The following is a 25,149-nucleotide window of genomic DNA, read 5'->3' on the forward strand; positions in this document are numbered from 1 at the left end:
AGTATTTTCATGCGTGTAGAAGATTTTGATTTTGAATTGCCAGAAGAGCTTATTGCACAAACACCACTTTTGGACCGAACAGCTAGTCGTTTAATGGTTGTGACGCCAGGCTCAAAAAATGTAGAGCATCATCATTTTGCTCATATTTTAGATGAGCTACAAGCGGGAGACTGCCTTGTGTTAAATGATACAAGAGTCTTACCAGCACGTTTAATGGGCGTTAAAGAGGAAACTGGTGCTCATATAGAAGTATTGCTATTAAAGCAAATGGCAGGTACAGATGAATGGGAAACACTTGTTAAACCAGCTAAACGTGTAAAAGTCGGCACAGTTGTAACATTTGGAGATGGCTTACTGACAGCTACTTGTACAGGAGAGCTTGATCATGGTGGGCGTACATTTGAGTTTAAATATAATGGGATTTTTTATGAAATTTTAGAGCAACTTGGTGAGATGCCACTACCTCCATATATTCGTGAAAAATTAGAGGACAAGGATCGTTACCAAACCGTTTATGCAAAAGAGCGTGGCTCAGCTGCAGCGCCGACTGCAGGCCTGCATTTTACAGAAGAATTACTTGATCAAGTAAAAGCAAAAGGGGTCGAAGTTGTATTTATCACTTTACATGTGGGACTTGGAACTTTCCGTCCTGTAAGTGTAGATTCAATTGAAAATCACGAAATGCATTCCGAATTTTATAGTGTAACGGAAGAAACAGCATCTATCATAAACCGAGTAAAGAGTAATGGTGGAAAAGTGATTGCAGTTGGTACAACCTCTACACGTACATTAGAAACTATCGGTTCTAAATATGGAGGCGAAGTGCGAGCAGAACAAGGTTGGACGTCTATTTTCATTTATCCGGGATATGAATTTTCAATTGTGGATGGTTTAATCACAAACTTCCATTTACCAAAGTCTACCCTTGTAATGCTTGTTAGTACGCTTGCAACAAGAGAAACAATTTTAAGTGCATACCATCAAGCTGTAGAAGAAAAATATCGTTTCTTTAGCTTTGGTGATGCTATGTTTATTCGTCCAAAAGGAGAATAAAGAAAAAATCGGAGTACTGTTTTTACTTTAGATAAGAGAGGAATTTTTATAATATGACACAACCAGCAATTCGTTATGAGTTACTTCATACTTGTAAGCAAACAGGAGCACGCCTTGGAATCGTGCATACACCGCATGGCTCTTTTGAAACGCCAGCATTTATGCCTGTTGGTACACAAGCAACTGTTAAAACAATGTCACCTGAGGAATTAAAGGACATGAATGCAGGTATTATTCTGTCAAATACGTATCATTTATGGCTACGACCTGGTAATGATATTGTTAAGGAAGCAGGTGGCTTGCATAAATTTATGAACTGGGATCGCCCGATTTTAACAGATTCAGGTGGTTTCCAAGTGTTCTCACTTAGTCAATTCCGTAAAATCGAAGAAGAAGGCGTTCATTTCCGCAATCATTTGAATGGGGATAAATTGTTTTTAAGTCCGGAAAAGGCGATGGAAATTCAAAATGATTTAGGCTCGGATATTATGATGGCTTTTGATGAATGTCCACCTTACCCTGCGACATATGACTATATGTTGAAATCAGTAGATCGTACAACACGTTGGGCTAAACGTTGTAAAGAGGCACATAAACGTCCAGAAGACCAAGGTCTATTTGGTATCATTCAAGGGGGAGAATACGAGGATTTACGCCGCCGTTCTGCAGAAGCATTAGTTGAGCTAGATTTCCCAGGTTATGCTATCGGAGGGCTATCTGTTGGTGAGCCTAAGGATATTATGAACCGAGTGTTAGAGTTTACAACACCTTTAATGCCAACTAATAAACCACGTTATTTAATGGGGGTAGGGTCACCTGACTCATTAATCGATGGTGCTATTCGAGGCATTGATATGTTTGACTGTGTATTACCGACACGTATTGCTCGTAATGGCACATTAATGACATCTGAAGGCCGTTTAGTTGTTAAAAATGCAAAATATGCACGTGATTTCGGACCAATTGATCCGAACTGTGATTGCTACACATGTAAAAATTATTCACGCGCATATATTCGTCACCTAATCCGTACAGAAGAAACGTTTGGTATCCGTTTAACGACTTACCATAACTTACACTTCCTATTGAAGCTAATGGAACAAGTACGTGAGGCAATACGCGAAGACCGTCTTGGCGATTTCCGAGAGGAATTTTTCGAGAAGTACGGCTTTAATGGACCAAATGCAAAGAACTTCTAAAATTTGGTAAAAAATTATGTAAATTTGTGCGAACTGTGAATATTTTAAGCAAAAAAATGTCTATATTAGAAAAAATATTAGTAATATAGAAAAATTTTGGGCTTGTCCATCGCTTTTTTATGGTGGAATAGTCTATACTAAAAAAGAACTGGAAAGGGGGCAAGAATGATGGATCAACTATTAGGATTCGCACCAATATTATTAATGTTCGTTGCAATGTGGTTTATTTTAATCCGCCCTGCTAAAAAGAGACAGCAGGAAACACAAAATATGCAGGGTAGTTTGCAACGTGGAGATAAAGTTATTACAATCGGTGGCTTACATGGTGAAATTGACTCAATTGAGGACACAGCTGTGACATTAAAGATTTCAGACAATGTGCGCGTTAAATTTGACCGCCAAGCAATTGGACGAGTAGTGAATGGCGACCAATCAAAATAATAATGAGAAAAAGACTTACATTAATTGTAAGTCTTTTTTTACCTTCTTTCAGCAATTATTTTGAAGCGAAAGCGAAACGACAGGTACATATGAAATTATTTGGCCTATAGCCTCCGGACGTAATTATGCCAAGGCATATATCGTTACTTGATTTTTTCTCTTTTATTTTATTCAAATGCCATCGTTTTGTAATTTCTTAATTAATTCTGCTCCAGTTTCATTGCCATTTACCGTTATTCTGCTTAAAGCATATACATTATCGCCCATAGTAACACCTTTATTTTTAATAACAAAAGCCATTTTAAATCCAACATCCTTCGCTAATTTCATTGCATCTTCAGAATTAGTTCCGAAGGGGTAGCTAAGAGCAATTGGTTCATATCCTAATTTTTCTTTAATAATTTTCCTGGAAAGATTAAAATCTTTTTTAACCCTTTCTTCGTACTCTACTTGTGTTTCTAGTTTTCCATTAATGTAACTACGACCATATATGGCACCTTTCATTCCTCCGCTGAATGACTGTAATTTATAATGTGAATTCCAAGTATGGCTTTGGATGGTTATATAATCTTTCATTTCTTTTAATTGATCCCAATTCATTTTGGGAATTTCGTTTGTATATACATTTTTTTCGTTTGTTTCTAGGATGTGACTGGTGATAACAAAGATTTCTGCATGCATTTTGTATTTTTTCAAAATTGGATAAGCTTTTTCAAAGTTGCTTAAGTAACCATCGTCAAAAGTTATTAACACCGGATTTTTAGGCAACTCTGTTTTACCGTTTAAGTAATCATATAAATCTTGGGTTGTAATCGAATTGTACCCATTTTCTTTAAGCGTTTTAATTTGATTTTCGAAATTCTCTGGGGAAATGACTGTATTATTATTCACATTGTTTTCTAAATGGTGGTACATAAGAACTGGAATCTTCGCATTGTTATATCCATAAATAGGGTAGGGTTTAATGAGCAATATACTATAAGCAACAACTAGAAAAATTACTATCCTTTTCATTTTCTCACCTTGTTTTTATGTTTGAAATTATGATGATTAATTATGCCGATGCATAATTGTAGCTGTCGCTTTGCAATCGCTACAGAAAACATTTGCTGCAGTCGCTTTACTTTCGCTAGAGAAATACATTGCGTCTGGAATCGGCTTTGTGCTTAAATAACTACATTATTGTTGGGGGGAACATTATAAATTGTCAGGGGAAATTTTACTTTTTACCATTTGAAAAGCAAGAATTATTGCTCCTTTTATTGTACACAAACAACTAAGGTTTATTCTTTTGATTTACGAAAGTTCATAGTGATATTTCCTTTTATATACAAGTAGGTGTTATTTTGTAAATGATTTTCGTGCGTTCTTCTTAATTCAAAACTAGGTTTCCTTAAAATTTAGTATGCAAAAAAACATAAGAAAAATTTAGGGAGAGCAATTATGCCTCGACATAATTGCGACCGGAATTGGCTTTGTACTTAGTCTTTCAGCGGATGTTTGTACACCCGCTGAAAAGTAACTTATACCCGCATTCATCTCAACACCCATTGTGGCGGAGACTTCCATAACTGCCTTTCACTTACGTTACAAAAAACATCTTTACCTGTCGCTACACTTTGGATACAGAAGACATTTCTAGCTGCCAATTCGCTTTCGCTACTAAAAATAATTGTTTAAAGAAGTAAAAAAAGGCAAAGTTATGATATATTATTATCCTGTATAAAAAGTGATGAGTAAGGTCACCTTGATTAGTATGGGGGTGACTGCATGGAAGAATATTTAACGATTATTTTAAGAACATGTTTTTTATATGTGTTTATCCTAATAATTTTTCGTTTAATGGGTAAACGTGAGGTCGGCGAATTGTCTGTAATTGATTTAGTCGTATCCATTTTAATGGCTGAGGTTGCAGCATTTGCACTTGATGATTTCGAAAGTCCTATATTTAAGGTCATTTTACCAATCATCGTGCTGTTTTTCATTCAAATAACAACTGCTTATTTGTCACTCAAAAATAAAAAATTTCGTGACCTAGTTGATGGTGATCCAGTATTACTTATAAGAGATGGTGTTATTTTAGAAAGTGAAATGCGTAAGCAACGCTATAATTTAGATGACTTGTGTCAACAATTACGCGAAAATGGAAATGCTTCCGTTACAGATATTGCATATGCCTATTTAGAGCCATCTGGCAATCTTTCCGTATACCAGAAAGATGAAAAGGCATTTGTGTACCCACTTATTATCGATGGTGATATTCAGGATAGGCATTTAAAGGTTTTGCATAAAGATGCTGATTGGTTAATGGCAGAGCTTGCTAAAAATAATATTACGGATAGTAACACTGTATTTTTTTGTGTTTGGGAGGAAGATCGGCTTCATATCCAGCTGAAAGAGTCTTAAACTTTCTTGGCCAGCTTACGAAGGTAGCGTAAATCAGTAATGCGCAACTGATTGGAAAATAGTAAGAAAGTAAATAGTAAAAACAAGGTTACACAGCTACTTAAAATAAAAGGTAGTGGCATAATCTGCATCAAGAAATATTGAGAAACACAAACGGCAATAAAGCAGCTATATGGAACTACAAACATTCTAAATCCAGCACGTAAATTTTTGCGTTGTCTTACTGTTGCAATATGCAAGAATGAAGTTAATAAAACGCCAAAGCCAATTGCTACAACGGCACCTTTTTCTTGTATTCCAGGCTGAGAAGCAAGTACGAACATAACAAAGAGCTTACCAAGACCACCGTAAATGGAGTTCATCATTGCTGCGCGGGCTTCACCGATAGCTTGTAATATAGAGTGCAATGGACTTTGTATATAATAAAAATAAAAAATAGGCGCTAATATTTTCACATAACCACGATTTTCTTGTAAGTGAAAGAGCTTTACGGCTAAATCATCTCCATGAACGAAAAAGTACGTAGCAGCAACACAGCCCACTAAGGATGATAGTCGCAATGATACAGAAATACGTTCTTGCAGGAGCGGTATATGCTGACGAGCAACAGCATCACTTACAGCCGGTATTAGAACAATTGAAAGTGCTGCAGACACAAAAGCTGGGAATAATAAAAGAGGGACTAATACACCCGAAATAACCCCATATAAAATTGTTGCGGCTGAGGCTGTCAATCCGGCCATAGTTAAAGCCTTTAAAAAAATGATAGGCTCTAAAAACCAAGTAAAGGATCCAAACAGCTTGCTTCCTGCAGAAGGAAGGGCAATCCGTAACATCGGGGAGGAAGGATATGCCTCGATTTTGTTTTTTTGTGTCAATAATTTTTTCTTTGAAACAATATAATGCATCCACAAATACAAGAAAGCAACGACTTCAGCTAGAAGCGTAATACCCATAGCAGATGCTGCTGTTACGGCAGCATTATCATAGGCAGCCACAAAAGGTAGCATAAATGTAATGAAGCCAATGCGGATAATTTGTTCAATCATTTGAGCCCAAGCTGTTGGTGTAATTTTCGCAATACCCTGTAAATAAGCGCGCAATAATCCAGAACCAACTGATACTGGTACAGCAAAGAGTGCAATCCAAAGAGTAATTGTTGTTTGTTCATTATGTAAAAGAGTAGTCGATATATATGGTATTGTAAGTGCAACAATCGGCATAAAGATGATCATTCCAATAAATGACCAAAGAATAGCCGTACGCATAACACCATAGATGCCTTCGCGTTTGTTTTTTGCTAGTAATTCTGCTACAATTTTTGCCACAGCGATAGGTAGTCCAAGTTGAATGAGTGAGATGAAGAAAATGAACGCCGGATAGACGGTCATGTAAATGCCGACTGCCTCTTCACCAGCGATACGCATAAATTGCATTCTATAAAAGAAGCCAAAGAGTTTTGATAAAAAAATCACGAACATTAAAAATAGTGTACCCCGTACAAAAGAACTCATGCCATCCGTCCCTTCTCAAGCCACAAAAATTCATTTACACTATTTGTATGCAGACAAGTCTTACGATACAACTTTGATTGGAGATGATTCAAAATGAGTATGCAGTATGAGCAACTATTTGAAAAAATTCGTCCTGCAATTGATAGTAAGATGGAAGAATTTAAACATTATCAATACGATGCGATTACAGCAGAAGAACTATGGCGCTTCTGTATAGAAAAAAAATGGCGCAGAAAAAATATTGAACAATTACGCTTACATGAAATTATCTCCACTATTTTTTCAGTATCACCGTCCGATATCGTATCATTTAATCAAGTAGAATTTTTACAAAGTAATGATTGGTTTACAGATTTGAATGCGGAAGAGTTAAAAATGCTACTTGGCCCGGTTAAAATTTAAGAAGAATGTGTGAAATTTGTCAAATAATAAAAGAATACAAAAGTGTTGAATTGACACCAAGCGCAACGTGTTTCATAATGAGTGTGTTGCGCTTTTTTTATTTGTATGAGTATATTTATTCAAAAACCTCCTAATAATTCTTTTCTAATTTTGGAGGAATACACCTGTTCAAATAAAAGGATAAATTTGCGCGTTATGAACGATTGAAATAAGTAGAGCAACCTTTTTGAAGCACAGGCAACATTATTCTAAAGGAAAAGGAGGAATAAACGTTTCAAAAGGACTTGCTATATACTTGTTTGTAGTGTAAGGAATTGCCTTACACCAATTCGAGGAGGATTTATAAATGAAACTAAAAAGTCGTATAGTTGCATTCGTACTACTAATGGTTATTTTTGTAGCAACCATAGGTACGACTGTAAGCGGCGTCTTAAAGGACATTAAGCTAGGCCTTGATTTACAGGGCGGGTTTGAGGTTCTTTATGAGGTGACAGAATTACAAAAGGGACAAAAAATTACACCAGAAGTTGTGTCGGCAACAGCAACAGCTCTTGGTGAACGTGTAAATGCTATCGGGGTAAGTGAACCGAGTATTCAGGTTGAAGACAAAAACCGTATTCGTGTGCAATTAGCGGGTGTCGAAGACCAAGAATCAGCACGTGAATTATTGTCTACTTCTGCAAATTTAACATTCCGTGATGTCGATGACAATTTATTGTTGGATGGGAATGACTTAAAGCCAGGTGGTGCTAAAGGTTCCTTTGACCAGCAAAATCGTCCGATTGTTTCGCTAACATTAAAAGATGCGAAAAAATTTGCTGATGTAACAAGTAAAATTGCTGCTAAACCAGCAGGTCAAAACTTACTTGTTGTATGGTTAGACTTTGAAGAAGGTGTCGATTCATATAAAGCTGAATCAAAAAAGGCTAAGCCTCGCTATGCATCGGCAGCAACAGTTAACCAAAGATTAGATACAACAGATGTAATGATTAGCGGGAACTTCACAGTTGAAGAAACAAAAAATTTAGCAGGTATTTTAGATGCTGGGGCACTTCCGGTTAAACTTAATGAAATTTATTCTACTTCAGTTGGTGCACAATTTGGTGACCAAGCACTGAAAAGTACAATTTTCGCTGGTATTGTGGGCGTAGTAATAATATTCTTATTTATGCTATTCTACTATCGTTTACCTGGCTTTATTTCCATCATTACACTTGCTATATTCACTTTCCTAGTACTAGTTGTCTTCGACTGGATTAATGCAGTGCTAACACTTCCAGGTATCGCAGCTATCGTGCTCGGTATAGGGATGGCCGTTGATGCGAATATTTTAGCAGCAGAGCGTATTCGCGAGGAACTTCGCGTTGGCTACTCTGTTAAACAAGCTTTCCAAATTGGCTCGAAGCAGTCTTTATCAGCAATTGTCGATGCACAGCTAACTACATTATTAGCAGCTGCTGTATTATTCATATGGGGGACAAGCTCTGTTAAAGGATTTGCAACAACTTTAATAATTAGTATTTTACTAAGCTTCTTAACTGCTGTTTGGGGTTCTCGTGTACTATTAGGTATACTTGTCAACAGTGGCTATTTCAACAATCCAGCCTGGTTTGGTATTGCAAAATCTAAACAGCATAGCTTAGATGAAAATATCGGAACTTTAGATTTATCAACGAAATTTGATCGTTTTGACTTTGTACACAACCGTAAGAAATTCTATACATTCTCGTTAGCTATTCTAGTAGCTGGTTTAGTGGTTCTTGGTATATTCCGTCTAAACCTTGGTATTGATTTCTCAAGTGGTACTCGTGTTCAAATTGAAGCGGATCATACTTTAACTAAAGAAGAAGTATCTAAATACTTAGATAGTATCGACTTCTCATCTGAAGATATCCTTTTGGCAGGTGAAAAGAGTAACTCTGCAGTTATTCGTTATAAACATGATCTATCACAATCCGAAATTGCAAAATTCAAAAAAGAAGTAGGCAAAAAGTATGGTCATGAACCTGGCGTAAGTACAGTGTCACCAACAGTAGGTAAAGAGCTTGTGAAAAATGCTATTAAAGCATTATCTATTGCGGCTATCGGTATCATTATCTATGTAGCTGTTCGTTTCGAGTGGCGCATGGGTGTTGGGGCAGTTGTCTCGTTACTACATGACGTATTCTTAATTGTTGCTGTATTTAGCTTTATGCGCTTAGAAGTCGATATTACGTTTATAGCAGCTGTACTGACGATTGTCGGTTATTCAATTAATGATACAATCGTTACGTTTGACAGAATGCGAGAAAACTTAAATCGATATGATACGATTAAAGACCGTGAAGTGTTAGCGGATATCGTTAACAAATCACTCCGTCAAACAATGGGTCGATCTGTTAATACAGTGTTAACAGTTATTATCGTTACAGTGTCACTTCTTATTTTAGGTGCACCGTCGATTCAAAACTTCTCAATCGCGTTATTAGTTGGTTTAATTACAGGTATGTATTCTTCAATTTGTATTGCTGCACAAATCTGGTATTCACTTAAAGTTCGTGAAATGAAAAAATCAGATGGTCAAATACACAAAAAAGAGAAAAAACAATGGGGTACTGACGAGCCTACTGTTTAACTTCAAATAAAACAGGGAAGGAAATATTTCTTTCCCTGTTTTTTTGATGAAAAAAAGAATCTGCTTGCTTTCTTTGGAAAGCAGCAGATTCTTTTTATTCCGTTTATTAAAGTTTAAATTGCAGAAGTAATGATTGCAGTTGCTGAGCGTTGTTACTTAATTCATCAGCTACCTCACTCACCTGCTGCATTGTTGCAGCTTGCTCTTCTACTGCTTCAGCAATGATTTGTGAGTTGCTCGCTGAAATACTCGCACCATTTGCAATTTCTGTTACAGAGGCAGCAACTTCTTCAGCGCTTGCAGAAATTTGTTCCGAAGTGGCCGAAATATCTTCAATTTGATCAGAAAAGGCTTGCACAGACTCTGTAATGGAATCAAATGCATCACCGGCCTCATGAATTTTTGCTACACCATCCTGGACAGATGCTAATCCCTCATGCACAGCTGCGGCAACATTTCTTGTATCCGTTTGAATTTCATTTGTAAGGGCAACAATTTGGCCAGCAGATTGATTGGATTCTTCAGCAAGCTTTCGTACTTCATCTGCAACAACCGCGAAGCCTTTGCCGTGTTCACCAGCTCGTGCTGCTTCTATGGCAGCATTGAGTGCCAGTAAATTTGTTTGTTCTGTAATAGCGGTAATTACTTTGGTAATTTGCCCGATTTCTTCAGATTGATTACTTAGCTTTTGCGTTAAATCGGCAATTCGTGTAGTTGCCTCGGAAATTGTATCCATCTGCACTTTGGCAGTAGTAATAGTTTTTCCTCCCGTATCAGCAAGCTGTGTCATATTTATAGCATTGTGATGCAAATTTTGAGTTGCCTCAGCAATTCGTTGTACACCAGCAGCTGTTTCGTCCATAGCTAGAGCACTTTGTTGAGAGGCACTAGCAGATAAGGCTAGATGGTTTGACGTGTCTTGTACTCGATGCGAGATGTCGCTTGAAGTTGTCGTCACTTCTATAGTGCTTGCAGAAAGCTCTTCAGAAGCAGCAGATAATTGTGTAGCGTTGTCCTGAACATTTTTAAGTAGTACAGATAAATTCTGTTTCAACGCATTTACTGCTGTGGCAAGTGTACCAATCTCATCTTTAGAGCTATATTTAAGCTCAGCAATCGTTAAATCGCCGTGTGCTAATGTATCGGCAGCGTCAATCACTTTAAGAAGAGGTTGAGTGATAGAGCGTTTTACAAAATACATAAAATAAAAACCGACAATTGCACTTAAAACAAGTAAGACAATAGAAATAATAATAGCTCGTGCTACTGTTTGGACAACACTGCTTTTAACCTTTTCAAGATGTTCATCATGATAATTTAATAAATCATTTGTCAGTGTATAAATTTCTTTGTTGCTTTTTGTAACTTCTCCATTTATGTATGATAAAGCTAAATCTGTATTTCCACTATTAAATGCTTGCACGGCTTTGTCAGAACTTGTTAGTAAATCATGCTGTAATTCGGTTACTTGCTTCATAATATTTTTTGTGTAATCGGAACGAACAATGCCTGAAAGCTCTTGAATCGTTTCTGGTAATTGTTTTTCATAACTCTCTAAATTTGATTTTGTAGTCTCGTCCTTACTATTTAGAATATAGGAACGTAAAAATAGACCTTGAGAGGCAATCTGCTGCTGTATTTTCTCTGTTAATTGAATTTGCACGATTCTGTGATCAAGTACCTCTACTATATCTCCTTCAACCGACTTAAATTGAAAAAATGCAATAATACTTGATAATAAGAGTAAACAAGTGAGTGAAATAAAACCTATATTTAGTTTTTTTCGAACGGACATTTTCGTTCCTACCTTCTTTTATGTATTAATAAATGTTCTGAATTTACTATAACTTGATATTTTTACATGGTCAATACTTGATAAATACTCAAAAGTTGGTGGTTTTATTTGCTTTTTCTAGCATATATGAAGGATAATTTTCCCTTTTATATAATGTCAAAACTTCTTTCAAGATTTCCCTTTTTCTCTGAATTGATTGACAATTCTTGTTTCTTGGCATAGAATAAGGCTAACTTTTTTGTTCGGTACAAGGTAGTTGATCTTGGGAGCGAGGTCAGCCTTAGAACAGATGAGCTGAGTTTAGTTGAGAATAGCTGAGAAATTGTTGAATAAGAGTAGTAGCATAAGTGTGCAATTTAGAGAGTCAGTGGATGGTGCGAACTGATTTGTAGCTTATGTGAATGGACTTATGAGAGTCGCTAATTATCTTCATCCAATGGGTGTCCAAACACCTGCTGAACGAAATTAATTCCTCTGGATGCAATTACGCTAAGGCGCAATTGATAATAGCGAACGGATTCCCCACGTTATAGGGGGTGCTTTGACTTAGACAAAAATCTTTTTGCCAATAACTAAAAAGATATGTCAATTTTACTGACGAACTAAGACTGAGCACATAAGGGAGAGCAAATATGCTCTAATATGAGGTGGCAACGCGGTCATGATCGTCCTCTGCAATTAGGAAAAATCCTTTTTGCAGGGGACTTTTTTTATTGCTTCCATTTGCATGGGGATGAATGCTTCAATCTGAATGCCAAAAATACTTGACTGTGTCAAAATGAGGGACTTTCATTGGAACGTTCTAGGGGGCATAACATGATGAACATTTGAAGTACTGTTCTTTTAATTGCTTGGCTTACTACTAAGAATTAGGAACAACATTTGTTGAAACGTTTGCCATGTAAATAAGTTGATTGGAGAGAAGGTTGGTCGCCCTAGGAAAGCGCTCAGCCAGAACGAAAATCAACCCCACGCTATGACGATCTTTTTTATTCAACAAAAAAACGATTCAGCTGCTAAACATTATTAAGTCCAATGGTAATGGATTTTTAAGAAAAGGAGCTTGGTAATTATGCAATCAACGAGTCCAAGAACAAAAATGAAAACCATTAATGCTGATTCTTTAACACCGATTTTAATTTTTAGACGCCTACAAGGAAATCATAAATTTTTACTTGAGAGTTCAGCACAGCATGAGGGAGCGGGACGTTTTTCTTTTATCGGTGCTAATCCAAGAAAAACGTATAAAGGCTTTAGAGATGAGATTCATGAATATTCATATATGACTGGAAACACATATACACATAAGGGCGATATGTTTGTTTTATTGAAAAGATTAATGCCGCGCATATCCAATACGACACAATTCCCGTTTTCAGGTGGAGCTGTTGGCTATGTTGGTCATGGTGCCACAACGATATTATCAACTGCTCAGGATAAAGTGCAGCTTCCAGATGTGCATTTCCATGTGTATGAGACAGTCATTGTGTTTGATCATGTAACAGATGAGGTTACTTTAATTCATACAAATATTGATGCAGAAAAAAAAGAACCAAATTTAGAAGAGTTAGCAGAGCAACTTCTAAAAGGTAGAGAGAATGAGGATACAACTTGTAACTATGAACATTTTGAATCTACTACGAACGAGCAATTTGCAGATTCTCTTACATCTATCAAAGCTACTTTAGATGATGATATTACAAGAGTCGTTTTATCAATGTGTTTTTTAGCAAATTTACAAGGAGATGCTTTCGCTTTATATCGTCAATTGCGTAAAAAACATCCTGCTCCTTATATGTATTATGTAGAGTTTGAGGATCATGCTGTTTTAGGAACATCTCCTGAAAGCCTAATTAGAGTAAAAGGTGAACGAGTGATTGCGACACCAACTGAGGGGACAGTTCCTAGAGGTTCCACAAAAGGTGAAGATTTAGAACGTGAACGAAAGCTGTATGAAAAAACAAATATTAGGAAGTCACATGCTGTACTTGTTTCTGCCGTGCAACAAGAGCTACAGTCTGTATGTTTCCGAGATTCTATTCAAGTCATTGAGGCAATGAGAATTGAGCGTTCAAAGCATGCATTACACATGACATCGAGAGTCGAGGGTCAAATATTACCGATGCTTCATGCATTGGATGTATTAGCAGCGATGTTACCACCTTTTGCATCAACAGGTATTCCAAAGGATCGGGCAAAGGACTATTTAGAAAAATCTAGTCAAACTGCTGGGATATTTGGAGGAGCCCTTGGATTTATTGGGTTTAACGGTCATCTTGATTTTGCTTTAACAGGAAAATCCATTGTCATTGAAAATGAAACGATGCATATGCAATCAACTTTAACGATGACAAAATACACAAATGTTAAAGCAATGATAAAACAAGTAGAAGAGGACAAACAGGAATTTATACAGCTACTTGAAAAAGAAGGGGGTTCATACTAATGGAGGATATTCGTCAAAAAGTACAACAACGAGAGCATTTAATGTATGAGGAAATGCTACAGGCAGCATCATGGATGTTCCAAGATGATTCACCGAAAGAAGAAATCGCAAGCTTTTTAACGGCATTATCTGTCAAAGGTGAAACAGCACATGAAGTTGCAGCATTAGCTACCATTATGCGTTCGTTTGCATTAGACGTACCAGCAAAAGAAGGGATCTATATGGATAATTGCGGTACTGGTGGCGATGGTCTTAATACATTTAATATAAGTACGGCTTGCGCCTTTGTATTAGCGGGGGCAGGTGTCAAAATGGCGAAGCACGGCAATCGCAAAATTTCTTCGGCATCAGGGAGCTCTGATGTGTTGGAAGCACTCGGTATTCATACAAATATTTCCATTGAGCAAACTGTCGAGCTGTTAGAGAAAGAAGGAATAGCCTTTTTATATGCTCCGAATGTCCATCCGAAATTAAAGCGAATCGGTGAGGTGCGACGGGCATTAGGTAAGCCAACTATATTTAATCTTGTCGGTCCTCTTACGAATCCAGTGCCTTTATCGACACAATTTACAGGTATTAATCGTCCTAATTTTGTCATGGAGTATGCTTCCGTATTACAAATGCTAGGGCGTGAACGAGCAATGGTCGTTTCTGGTCCACTTGGTTTAGATGAGGCATCGTTAGCTGGTCAAAATACTTTTGTTTTAGTAGATAAGGGAGACTTGGTTCCTTTTTCTTTAACTCCTGAGGAAGCGGGTCTCAGCTATGCACCAATAGAGGCTATTCGTGGAGGCAATGCAGATGAAAATGCCGCTATTATGCGTAAATTATTAGCTGGTAAACAAAGTGCTTACTTTGACACAGTAATATTGAATGCTGGTATTGGATTATTCAGCTATGGAATTGCTGAAACCGTTAAAGAGGGTGTGGAAATGGCCAAGGATAGCATTTTTAGCGGGCGTGCCCTTCAAAAATTAGAGGCAGTCGTTGCTTATAGTGAGCATATTAAAGGAGTGGAGGTCCGACAATGAATATCTTAAACAAAATTCTCGAACAAAAAAAGATAGAAGTTAGTGCTTTACTTGAGCAGCCTGACCCATTAGCTAATTTTACAGAAAAACCTCGTCCATCATTATTTGAGCAACTGCGTAAAGCTGAGACATTACAGATTATCTCAGAAATGAAACGTGCATCCCCTTCAAAGGGGTTAATCGCAGAAGGGGCAGATCCAGTGGCACAAGCAATAACTTATGCAGATGCTGGAGCAGCAGCCATCTCCATTTTAACAGATAAAAAGTTTTTTAAAGGCTCCTTTGATGATTTAGCAGCAGTTGCAAATGCTGTTCAGATGCCACTTCTTTGTAAGGATTTTATGATTGATCGTGTACAAATTCGATTTGCAAAGGCATCAGGTGCATCAATTATTTTACTAATTGTGGCCGCATTAACAGATGAGGCATTGCGTGATCTGTTTAGTTATGCAACTGGCTTAAATTTAGAGGTATTAGTTGAGGTGCATGATCTTAAGGAGCTTGAGCGTGCTATTACGGTTGGTGCCAAGCTAATTGGCGTAAATAACCGCGACTTACGTACCTTTGAGGTGAGCTTAGAACGTACACGTGAAATTGCAGAAGCTTTTCCGTTTGATGAAGAGAAAGTATTAATAAGTGAAAGTGGGATTTGGACACAAGAAGACGCTAAAGCGGTGGCGGCCATGGGAGCTAGTGGCGTTCTAGTAGGTGAGTCATTAATGCGCAGTGGTGATGCAGGTTCTGCTCTAAAAAGTTTACAGGTCAATAAGGTGGAAGCATCTGTATGACGAAGGTGAAAATTTGTGGACTGAAGGAACAACAGCATGTGCAAGCAGCAGTAGAGGCAGGAGCGGATGCAATTGGTTTTGTCTTTGCACCAAGTAAACGACGAGTGACGGTTGAACAGGCACAGCAATTAGCCAAACATGTGCCAGCTGGCGTTTTAAAAATCGGCGTTTTTGTTAATCCAAGTGCAGAGGAATTACGAACAGCAGTGGAAGAAGTACCATTAGATTATGTGCAATACCACGGGGAAGAATCTCCTGAGTTTATTCGTCAGCAAGGTTATCCGGCCATTAAAGCTTTGTCCGTAAGAGGTGCTGATGATGTTCAGATGGCTGCTAACTATGATGTAGACTACTACTTATTTGATGCACCAGGCACAGATTTTAAAGGTGGCAGTGGTCACACGTTTGATTGGACCCTACTAGAAATGGTAGGGATTCCGCGAGAAAAATTGATTTTAGCAGGCGGATTGCAAGCTGAAAATATTGAAGAAGCAGTGTCACTTGTGTCGCCATTTATGGTAGATGTATCGAGCGGTGTGGAGACAGATGAGGTAAAAGACATAGTGAAAATAAACGCATTTATACAGGCATTGAAGAAGGGGAGAGCATAATGGCGAATTCAATTGCAAATAGTGTACCGACAAAGGAAGGGCGTTACGGAAAATTTGGTGGACAATTTGTTCCGGAAACATTAATGACAGCTTTGTTGGAATTAGAGACGGCCTATGATGAGGCAATGAATGATCAAACATTTACTGAGGAACTGGAATATTATTTACAACAATATGTAGGTCGCGAGACGCCATTGTACTACGCAGAAAATTTAACAAAAGAGCTAGGGGGCGCGAAGGTTTATTTAAAGCGTGAAGATTTAAACCATACTGGAGCCCATAAGATTAATAATGCGATTGGCCAAGCGCTTCTTGCAAAGCGAATGGGTAAAAAGAAAGTAGTGGCAGAAACAGGCGCAGGGCAGCATGGAGTCGCAACGGCAACTGCATGCGCATTATTGAATCTTGAGTGTGTTGTATTTATGGGCGCAGAAGATATAAAACGCCAACAGTTGAATGTGTTTCGCATGGAGTTACTCGGTACCAAAGTAGAGTCTGTAGAAACAGGCTCAAAAACATTGAAGGATGCTGTCAATGCAGCGTTGCGCTACTGGGTGACAAATGTTGACGATACTCATTATATTTTAGGCTCAGCTTTAGGACCACATCCATTTCCGAAAATAGTAAGGGACTTCCAGCGTGTAATTGGTGTTGAAACTAGAGAGCAGATTTTAGCTAAGGAAGGATGTTTACCAGATGCAGTCGTAGCTTGTATAGGTGGTGGTAGTAATGCAATCGGTATGTTCCATCCTTTTGTTGACGATGAAACAGTAGCGCTTTACGGAGTAGAGGCTGCAGGAAGTGGTATTGAGACAGGAAAGCATGCAGCAGCAATTGCCGGTGGACAGCTAGGCGTTTTACACGGTGCCTACATGTATTTATTACAAGATGAAAATGGCTTTGTTCAAGAGGCGCATTCTATTTCAGCCGGTCTAGATTATCCAGGGAAGGGTCCGGAGCATTGTTACTTACATGATATTGGGCGTGTTAAATTCGATTCGATTACAGATAGTGAAGCACTTGAGGGGCTGCAGTTATTGTGTAGAACAGAAGGTATACTACCCGCACTAGAAAGCTCTCATGCCATTGCCTATACAGCAAAACTTGCGAAGACAATGTCTACAGATGACATCATTGTAGTGTGCTTATCTGGCCGTGGGGATAAAGATGTTCATACTGTTCGTAAAGCATTAGGAGGAGATATGTCATGACAACTCTACAGCAGGCAATTGAAGAAACGAAGATCGCTGGTAATAAAGCATTTGTACCATATATTATGGCAGGCGATGGAGGTCTGGAAACTTTGAAGCCAACGATCCTGAAGCTACAGCAAATGGGTGTAACGGCAATTGAAGTTGGTATACCATTCACAGATCCTGTAGCGGATGGGCCGACGATTGAGCAAGCAGGTGAACGGGCTTTAGCAGAAGGTGTGACATTACGAAAAGTGCTAGAAGCATTAGCTTCATTTAAAGAAGAAATCAGAGTTCCATTAGTTGTCATGACTTATTTTAATCCTGTGTTAGCTTTTGGGTTAGAAGCTTTTGCGAAGGCTTGCGTGGCAGGGGGTGTTAAAGGGTTAATCGTTCCTGATGTACCACTTGAGGAAAGTGAAATCTTACGTGACACATTAAATCCCCATGGTATTGACATCGTCCAGCTAGTATCGTTAACAAGTCCTCCAGCGCGAATTGCACGTATCGCGGCTGCTAGTCAAGGCTTTGTCTATGCTGTAACAGTCAATGGAATCACAGGTGCTCGCACAAGCTTTGCTAATGATTTAAATGATCATTTTGCTCGCTTACGTGAAGCAAGCAATATACCAGTACTAGCAGGCTTTGGAATTTCAACGCCTGAGCAAGTAGTAAGCATGGGGGCACTTAGTGATGGTGTAATCGTTGGCAGTGCGATCGTGACAGCATTGCATGAAGGTAATTTGGAGAAGATTGAGGCATTAGTGTCTGCTTCAAAAGGTGTGCTTGAGGAGTCTACTCTTTAATGGAGTAGGCTTTTTTCTTTTGAGACTGGTATCCGAGGCTTTGACGGTTCTATCCGCGATTGCGTCTCTTCTATCCACGACTTTGACGGTTCAATCCGCGATTGCGCCTCTTCTATCCACGACTCTGACGGTTCAATCCTCGATTGCGTCTCTTCTATCCATGATCTTGACGGTTCTATCCCCGATGAAAGTCTCTTCTATTCATGAATTTGACGGTTCTAACCTCGACTTCGGCTCTTCTATCCGTTACGCTGATCTCTTTCCTTCACTTGGCTGGTTCTATCCTTCGGGTAGTTAGAAAAACATAAGGATTGAATTGACGATTTGATGGATAAAACTATCATTCTGACAAATAGTGCGGATAGGCTAGATTTTCTGTATAATAGCCTACGTAAGGAAGTGAAAAGATGATCCTATCGAAAAAGAGATGGCAGGTAGAGCGCCCAGACGCTAAGCTTGTCCAAACATTACAAAATGACCTACAACTTTCTGCGATTGCAGCGAAAATTTTAGCAGCACGAGGCTGCGAAACAACAGCTGACGCAGAGAGCTTATTAAATATGACAGAAGCAAGTATTCATGACCCGTTTTTAATGCATGGAATGGCAGAAGCTGTAGCGCGTATTGAGCAAGCGCTTGAAAATGGAGAGAAAATCCTAGTATATGGCGATTACGACGCGGGTGCGACACGTTTCTAAGTGAAAAGCTTAGACACTAGGGAGTCGCTTAATTTCCCTAGGAGAACTGATTTCTTGATAGGTGGAATGATAGGGTAACGCCTTGAAACGCCTACTCTGATACTCCGACATGCTTTAGCTAAGGTTGACTAGTGAAGTATGAAGCTCGGTGAAGTCGGCAGAGAGATACCGTAAGTAAGTTACATTTGTAACTTACACGAAAGCTGTTCAGCGGTGGATGGTGTATCCTATATGCCGGGAGTCCATAAAGTATCTATGGTTAGAATGTGCTGCACAAGCACTGACGAATCTCTGAATGTACGGGTCTAGACGTAGATATTACAGAAATGTAATAGGTGGCAGTGCCATCGTATGTGTGGGTGAGTAAAAATCTGCAGTTATGAAACCCCATAATTCGTTAAAGGCGAATTCAAGCATACAGGACTATAGGAGAAACCTAAGGATATATGCAAGGATAGAGGAATCGGAACGTGGAAAGCGAAGGATGTGGAGGTATTAACCGACCTATGAAGCAGTTCAGTAAATAAAGGGCATTGACCTACTAAAACTGATTTATCTTCGTGAGAGTGGAGTCATAGTACCTTTGAAACCATGATAATAAATGGTGGAGGGATAGGCTCTAGTCGGAAGTTTCAAAGACTTATAAATGCATAACAGACACAGATTCGAGTATGACTAATAGAATCACCACTTGAGAAAGGGGCTGATGTCTGTGGCAAATTCACGAATCGCACAACATGTTAAAAAGTCCAAGTTAAGAAATGCTGAATATTATAGTATGCAATCAACATTTGACATGCTATATGACCAGAGTAAAAACAATAGTAACTTCAAAAACTTAATGGGGATTATCAGTTCAGTCTGAAAACATTAAGTTAGCGTATCGTAATATTAAGAAAAACACTGGCAGTAAAACAGCAGGGGTAGATGGTCGAACAATCGAACATATATCGAAGCTTACGGAGGAACAATTCATCCTCTATGTCAGAAACAAATTAAGAGATTACAAACCGAAAGCAGTAAGACGAGTTGAAATACCCAAGCCTAATGGTAAAACAAGACCACTAGGAATTCCTGCAATTTGGGATAGAATAGTCCAACAATGTATTTTACAAGTTCTTGAACCTATAGCAGAGGCAAAATTCTCAGGTAGAAGTCATGGATTTAGACCAAACCGTTCAGTAGAAAATGCAATTGCACAAAGTTATCGGTTAATGCAAAATTCTAAAATGTCTTATGTAGTTGACATAGATATTAAAGGATTCTTTGATAACGTATCACATGCAAAATTATTAAAACAAATGTGGACATTAGGTATACAAGATAAAAACTTACTCACGATTATTTCTAAAATGCTTAAAGCCAAAATTAAAATGCCAGATGTAGAATGAGAAAGGTACACCACAAGGAGGAATTCTCTCTACTTTACTATCTAATATTGTTCTTAATGAATTGGATAGATGGATTGAAAGCCAGTGGGAAAACACTCCGATTTGTAAGGATAAAATAATTATTCGAAAAGATAGAGGGAATTCAACAGATAAAGGAAATCAATATTACCATCTAAAGAAAACCCGATTAAAGGAATGTTACATTGTTCGATATGCAGATGATTTTAAAATATTCTGTAGTAATCCTAATCATGCGAAGAAGTTATTTATCGCAGTCCAAAAATGGCTAAAAGATAGACTGGGCTTAGAAATTAGCGAAGAAAAATCAAAAATCGTGAATCTTAAAAAGGACTATTCTGAATTTCTAGGAATCAAAATGAAGTTAATTCCAAAAGGTCAGAAATGGGTAGTTAAAAGTCATATGTGTGATAAAGCAGTACAGCGCACGAAGAATAACCTTAAAGAAATTATTAATGGTATTCGATATGATAGTGGCTCAAATGACCAAGCAAGAAAAATAGCACTATATAACTCAACTGTAATAGGACTTCATCAATATTTCCGTATAGCAACAATGATAGCCGAGGATATGGGAAACATCGCATATGAAGTAAATGCGTGTTTGAAAGACCATCGAATGAAACGGCGAATAAAGAAAACGGGTGTTATCACTTCTGATTTCATCAAGAAAGAATACGGAAAAAGCAAGCAACTTAGATTTATATCACGAGAACCGTTTCTACCTATTGGCTACATTAAACACAAAAGTCCAATGATGAAACGAAATGTAGTAAATGCATATACAAAAGAAGGTAGAGAAGAAATTCATAAAAACCTCTCTACTATTGATGTTGGTGTACTTCGTTTCTTAATGGAACATCCGATTTCACAACGAAGTGTCGAATACAACGACAATCGAATTGCATTATACTGTGCACAAAGAGGTAAATGCCATGTAACAGGGCAAGAACTAAACCCGATGACGCTTCACTGTCATCATAAAGTACCACGATTGCAAGGTGGTACTGACGAATACAAAAACCTCTGCCTCGTTGATAAAGACATTCATATCTTAATACATGCTAAAGATGAAGAAACAATCTCAAAGTATAAACATCTAATTACGAACATGAAAAGTTTAAACAAGTTAAATACGCTAAGAGAGAAATTAGAAGTAGAACAATTAACAATCTAATTTGGACGATTAGACATATAAGAAAAGTGAATTCTGTTAAGTTATGTAGATTACCAAAGTTTTGAATCTATTCGATGGAACGCCGTGTGAGGTGAAAGTCTCACGCACGGTGTGAAGTGGGGGAAAAGCTAGAGATAACTTCAAAGGCTTACCTATCACTATATGGTGTCTCAAGCACGACAGTAATGCTGAATGTGTTGCTTGATCTAGGTGCCGATGTATCGTTTAAAATACCGAATCGTTTTATTCACGGCTATGGACCGAATGAAGAGCTATTTCGTGAAGCACATGAAGAGGGTGTTCAGCTAATTATAACAGTTGATAATGGTATTTCAGGCATGGAACCGATTCGTGTCGCAAAGGAACTAGGTATGGATGTTATCGTTACAGATCACCATGAACCAGGCGATGAATTACCACCTGCAGATATTATTTTACATCCTCGTATACCAGAAGGACATTATCCATTTGGAGAGCTTGCAGGCGTGGGTGTAGCCTTTAAGTTAGCACATGCTCTATATGGAGAACTACCAACGCATTTAATTGAATATGTCGCTGTTGGAACAGTAGCGGATTTAGTACCTTTAGTTGATGAAAACCGCTACCTAGTAAAACGAGGAATAGAAGAAATGCGCCGTTCACTCAGCCCTTGGGTACAAGCAATGTGTGAAGTTGCCAGTGCAGAGCAAGCTAAAATTAACGAAGAAACAATCGGTTTTTACTTTGGGCCGCGCTTAAATGCAGTTGGCCGTCTAGGAGAAGCGGCGCCAGGTGTAGAGCTATTAATGGCTGAAGACAATGCTAAGGCAATAGCATTAGCGAAACAGCTTAATACGTGTAATAGCGAACGCAAAGATATTGTTAAGAGTATTACAGATGAGGCGATTGCTCTCATTGAATCGGATAAAAAGGTCGGAGAGTCACTCGTTTTAGTTATTGCAGGAGAAGGCTGGAATGCTGGAGTAGTAGGAATTGTTGCATCTCGTCTTGTAGAGCTTTATTATCGTCCAACAATTGTACTTTCATTAGACCATGAAAAAGGAACAGCTAAAGGCTCAGCTCGTAGTATTGAAGGCTTCCATTTGTATAATGAATTAGCGAAGAATCGAGATATATTACCCCATTTTGGTGGGCATCCTATGGCAGCGGGGATGACATTACCCATTGAGCATGTGGATGAATTAAGATCACGCTTAGATGCTCAAGCAAAAGCATGTTTATCAGAAGAACAATTGACACCTGTACTCAATATTGATATACCACTAAAAATGGATGAAATTTCAGCAGATGCCATTGAGGAAATTTCTACGCTTGGTCCGTATGGTACAGATTTTCCGAAGCCGGTTTATGTGCTCGAAGATGTAGAGATTGCATCCATGCGGAAAATTGGAGCAGCAGAAAATCATATAAAAATGGAATTGACGGATGGCTATGAAAAATTGGATAGTGTCGGATTCAATAAAGGACATTTACACGACGAGCTAACATTTGGAATAAAAGTATCATTTACAGGGGATTTACAAATTAACGAATGGCAAGGACGTAAAAAAGCACAATTTATGATAGAGGATGTCCAAACGACTGAATGGCAATTATTTGATATTCGTGGTATTCGCCAAACATCCCGCTGGTTAAATACTGTTCCAAAAGAAGAGGCAACATTTGTAGCCTTCCGTTCAGAGACGATTACCTATTACCAGTCACTAATTGGTGTACCAATCCTAGCAGTGGATCCTACACTTTCAAATGTAGAACAAAGCAATTATATCGTGCTTCTGGATTTGCCACAAAATGTTCAAATGTTAGAAAATGTCTTGCGAAAAACAGCGCCTTCCCGTATATATGCACATTTTTACATGCCTGATTCTCAGTACTTCAATGGATTGCCTACACGTGAGCAATTCTCTTGGTATTATAAGTTCTTAAAAAATCGTCCTGCTTTTCCATTAAATATGCATTTGGCTGAATTAGCTAAGCATACAGGTTGGCCATTAGACGCATTAAAATTTATGACACAGGTGTTTTTTGAGCTTGATTTTGTTAAAATGGAGAGTGGACTGACGACTGTCAACGTGAATGCACCAAAACAGGCACTTACAGAGGCACCGTCTTACAAACAGCGTTCAGAACAGATTGAAATGGAGCAGAAGCTAGTATATGCCCCTTATATAGAATTAAAACAATGGTTTGATGAACGATTAAATTAATATACGAATAAGTTTCGTAGGAGGAACAATAACATGGATTTAAAGCAATACGTAACAACGGTTGAAAACTGGCCGAAAGAGGGCATTAGCTTCAAAGATATTACAACAATTATGGATAACGGTCCTGCATACAAATATGCAACAGATCAAATCGTAAGTTACGCAAAAGAATTAGGTGCAGAAATTGTGGTAGGTCCTGAGGCTCGTGGCTTCATTATCGGATGTCCAGTTGCTTATGCACTTGAAATTGGTTTTGCGCCTGTTCGTAAGCCAGGAAAATTACCACGTGAAGTGATAAGTGCTGACTACGGTCTTGAGTACGGTAAAGATACGCTTACAATGCACAAAGATGCGATTAAACCAGGTCAAAAAGTATTAATCTGTGATGATTTACTTGCGACAGGTGGTACAGTTGAAGCGACTGTACGTTTAATTGAAGAATTAGGTGGTCAAGTTGTTGGCTGTGCATTCCTTATCGAGTTAACAGAGCTAAACGGGCGTGCAAAACTTGGCGACATTAACATAAAAACACTTATTGAATATTAATAACTATTGGATACTTGCTAAACGAATTAGTTGATTGTAGTGGAGATTGAACACCTCTCAGGAAAGTGCTCAGTCAGTACAAAGATCAACGCTCGTTTTGCCGAAGAGCCATACTTACTTAATTTCATTGGCATAAAAACTCTACAACAACATTAAGAATCCATTTTGATCAATCATTTTCAAAATGGATTCTTTTGTTTAGGTCTATTTATTTATTCCTCACCATAAGATTGAATTATTTTTTGCATAGTTTTCAATGTTTCATAAAATTCATTGTATTTTTCTAAGCCAATATCATTGATTATTCTTTCTTGAATATCTTGCCAAATTGGAGCAGCCTCAATTAATTTTTCAGCCCCTTTTTCAGTTAGTGTAATGACCTTTGTTCGAGCATCTTGCGGATCTCTATTTAAATCTACATAGCCATTTTGCTTTAACAAGTTAATATTTCGTGTAATGGTTGTTTGATCGAGCAGCAAAATTTCTCCTAATCGACTTATGGAAACTGATTGTTGATGATCGATATGTGCTAGCATTGAGTATTGTGTAACTTTTAAGCCAGTGGGCTGTAGTAATTTATCATACAATTGTGTCACGACTCGTGTTTTTTTACGAAGGTTTGCACATACACATATTTGTGTGTAATCTATATTCTTCATTGCTCCGTGCTCCTTTTCGAGTTGGTTCAATATTATAGTAGCCTTATTGATTTATTTTGTTAAGATGGAAAATGTTCCTTGACAGTAATAAAAGTGATTACTAAGATTATATATGTATATACATGTTTTCGGAAGGGGTTCATTCCAGTAATAT

The 25,149-nt window shown here is 38.0% G+C and carries 21 protein-coding genes and 1 other annotated feature; of the genes, 17 read left to right on the top strand and 4 right to left on the bottom strand.

The features are described 5' to 3' along the window. The first annotated feature begins 9 nt into the window (after window positions 1–9). The 3 genes from queA (at window position 10) to yajC (ending at window position 2,693) form a co-directional block, all read left to right on the top strand. On the top strand, window positions 10–1,053 hold the full coding sequence (gene queA / locus JNUCC51_RS18695; protein WP_337989236.1) for a tRNA preQ1(34) S-adenosylmethionine ribosyltransferase-isomerase QueA: 1,044 nt from the start codon (window positions 10–12) through the stop codon (window positions 1,051–1,053). 53 nt (window positions 1,054–1,106) lie between these two features. Next, window positions 1,107–2,252, top strand: coding sequence for a tRNA guanosine(34) transglycosylase Tgt (gene tgt, locus JNUCC51_RS18700; protein WP_337989237.1), 1,146 nt, complete (start codon window positions 1,107–1,109; stop codon window positions 2,250–2,252). Between the two features lie 168 nt (window positions 2,253–2,420). Further along, complete coding sequence (gene yajC / locus JNUCC51_RS18705; RefSeq protein ID WP_337989238.1) at window positions 2,421–2,693, top strand: preprotein translocase subunit YajC; 273 nt, start codon at window positions 2,421–2,423, stop codon at window positions 2,691–2,693. Window positions 2,694–2,864: 171 nt separating this feature from the next. Here yajC and JNUCC51_RS18710 read toward each other — a convergent pair whose 3' ends face one another. Continuing rightward, window positions 2,865–3,707, bottom strand: coding sequence for a polysaccharide deacetylase family protein (locus JNUCC51_RS18710; RefSeq protein WP_337989239.1), 843 nt, complete (start codon window positions 3,705–3,707; stop codon window positions 2,865–2,867). 756 nt (window positions 3,708–4,463) lie between these two features. Between JNUCC51_RS18710 and JNUCC51_RS18715 the strand changes: the two genes are divergently transcribed. Further along, window positions 4,464–5,099, top strand: coding sequence for a DUF421 domain-containing protein (locus JNUCC51_RS18715; RefSeq protein ID WP_049667678.1), 636 nt, complete (start codon window positions 4,464–4,466; stop codon window positions 5,097–5,099). Here JNUCC51_RS18715 and JNUCC51_RS18720 read toward each other — a convergent pair. After that, window positions 5,096–6,613 (bottom strand): putative polysaccharide biosynthesis protein, encoded by a 1,518-nt coding sequence (locus JNUCC51_RS18720; RefSeq protein WP_337989240.1) that lies wholly within the window; start codon window positions 6,611–6,613, stop codon window positions 5,096–5,098. The two genes, JNUCC51_RS18715 and JNUCC51_RS18720, sit on opposite strands and share 4 nt — an antisense overlap. Window positions 6,614–6,706: 93 nt before the next feature. On the opposite strand from JNUCC51_RS18720, the gene JNUCC51_RS18725 reads away from it, so the two are divergent. Together JNUCC51_RS18725 and secDF are read left to right on the top strand one after the other, a co-directional pair. Further along, window positions 6,707–7,015, top strand: a complete 309-nt coding sequence (locus JNUCC51_RS18725; RefSeq protein ID WP_337989241.1) for a post-transcriptional regulator — start codon at window positions 6,707–6,709, stop codon at window positions 7,013–7,015. 346 nt (window positions 7,016–7,361) lie between these two features. Then, on the top strand, window positions 7,362–9,629 hold the full coding sequence (gene secDF, locus JNUCC51_RS18730) for a protein translocase subunit SecDF (protein WP_337989242.1): 2,268 nt from the start codon (window positions 7,362–7,364) through the stop codon (window positions 9,627–9,629). 106 nt (window positions 9,630–9,735) lie between these two features. Here the strand turns inward: secDF and JNUCC51_RS18735 are convergent, their stop codons facing one another. Then, window positions 9,736–11,424 (bottom strand): methyl-accepting chemotaxis protein, encoded by a 1,689-nt coding sequence (locus JNUCC51_RS18735; protein WP_337989243.1) that lies wholly within the window; start codon window positions 11,422–11,424, stop codon window positions 9,736–9,738. A 316-nt stretch (window positions 11,425–11,740) separates the two neighbouring features. After that, window positions 11,741–12,100 (top strand) — a binding site (T-box leader). A 396-nt stretch (window positions 12,101–12,496) separates the two neighbouring features. Here JNUCC51_RS18735 and JNUCC51_RS18740 point away from each other — a divergent pair. The 11 genes from JNUCC51_RS18740 (at window position 12,497) to JNUCC51_RS18785 (ending at window position 24,336) form a co-directional block, all read left to right on the top strand. Then, window positions 12,497–13,870, top strand: a complete 1,374-nt coding sequence (locus JNUCC51_RS18740; protein WP_337989244.1) for a chorismate-binding protein — start codon at window positions 12,497–12,499, stop codon at window positions 13,868–13,870. Beyond that, on the top strand, window positions 13,870–14,901 hold the full coding sequence (trpD, locus tag JNUCC51_RS18745; RefSeq protein WP_337989245.1) for an anthranilate phosphoribosyltransferase: 1,032 nt from the start codon (window positions 13,870–13,872) through the stop codon (window positions 14,899–14,901). The genes JNUCC51_RS18740 and trpD overlap by 1 nt, the downstream gene beginning before the upstream one ends. Next, window positions 14,898–15,689 carry an indole-3-glycerol phosphate synthase TrpC gene (trpC, locus tag JNUCC51_RS18750; RefSeq protein ID WP_337989246.1) on the top strand — a complete coding sequence of 264 codons (792 nt, stop codon included), beginning with the start codon at window positions 14,898–14,900 and terminating at the stop codon, window positions 15,687–15,689. The genes trpD and trpC overlap by 4 nt, the downstream gene beginning before the upstream one ends. After that, the gene (locus JNUCC51_RS18755; RefSeq protein WP_337989247.1) at window positions 15,686–16,300 is read left to right on the top strand and encodes a phosphoribosylanthranilate isomerase; all 615 of its coding nucleotides are present in this window, start codon (window positions 15,686–15,688) and stop codon (window positions 16,298–16,300) included. The genes trpC and JNUCC51_RS18755 overlap by 4 nt, the downstream gene beginning before the upstream one ends. Continuing rightward, on the top strand, window positions 16,300–17,511 hold the full coding sequence (gene trpB, locus JNUCC51_RS18760) for a tryptophan synthase subunit beta (protein WP_337989248.1): 1,212 nt from the start codon (window positions 16,300–16,302) through the stop codon (window positions 17,509–17,511). The genes JNUCC51_RS18755 and trpB overlap by 1 nt, the downstream gene beginning before the upstream one ends. After that, the gene (gene trpA, locus JNUCC51_RS18765; protein WP_337989249.1) at window positions 17,508–18,299 is read left to right on the top strand and encodes a tryptophan synthase subunit alpha; all 792 of its coding nucleotides are present in this window, start codon (window positions 17,508–17,510) and stop codon (window positions 18,297–18,299) included. Before trpB ends, trpA begins: the two co-directional genes overlap by 4 nt. A 407-nt stretch (window positions 18,300–18,706) precedes the next feature. Then, window positions 18,707–18,997, top strand: coding sequence for a single-stranded DNA-binding protein (locus JNUCC51_RS18770; RefSeq protein ID WP_337989250.1), 291 nt, complete (start codon window positions 18,707–18,709; stop codon window positions 18,995–18,997). A 1,091-nt stretch (window positions 18,998–20,088) separates the two neighbouring features. Then, window positions 20,089–20,388, top strand: coding sequence for a reverse transcriptase domain-containing protein (locus JNUCC51_RS24840; RefSeq protein WP_443137008.1), 300 nt, complete (start codon window positions 20,089–20,091; stop codon window positions 20,386–20,388). Window positions 20,389–20,434: 46 nt separating this feature from the next. After that, window positions 20,435–21,583 (top strand): group II intron reverse transcriptase, encoded by a 1,149-nt coding sequence (locus tag JNUCC51_RS24845; protein WP_443137009.1) that lies wholly within the window; start codon window positions 20,435–20,437, stop codon window positions 21,581–21,583. Window positions 21,584–21,768: 185 nt separating this feature from the next. Beyond that, window positions 21,769–23,790: a single-stranded-DNA-specific exonuclease RecJ gene (recJ, locus tag JNUCC51_RS18780; RefSeq protein WP_337992261.1), complete on the top strand. Its 2,022-nt coding sequence runs from the start codon at window positions 21,769–21,771 to the stop codon at window positions 23,788–23,790. 33 nt (window positions 23,791–23,823) lie between these two features. Beyond that, entirely contained in the window at window positions 23,824–24,336 is a 513-nt protein-coding gene (locus JNUCC51_RS18785) for an adenine phosphoribosyltransferase (RefSeq protein WP_100546089.1), read from the top strand. 212 nt (window positions 24,337–24,548) lie between these two features. On the opposite strand, the gene JNUCC51_RS18790 is transcribed toward JNUCC51_RS18785, so the two are convergent. After that, complete coding sequence (locus tag JNUCC51_RS18790) at window positions 24,549–24,995, bottom strand: MarR family winged helix-turn-helix transcriptional regulator (protein ID WP_337989251.1); 447 nt, start codon at window positions 24,993–24,995, stop codon at window positions 24,549–24,551. Window positions 24,996–25,149: the final 154 nt, after the last annotated feature.

The organism is Lysinibacillus sp. JNUCC 51, from assembly GCF_015999525.1.
In the GTDB taxonomy this organism is placed as follows: Bacteria; Bacillota; Bacilli; order Bacillales_A; family Planococcaceae; genus Lysinibacillus; species Lysinibacillus xylanilyticus.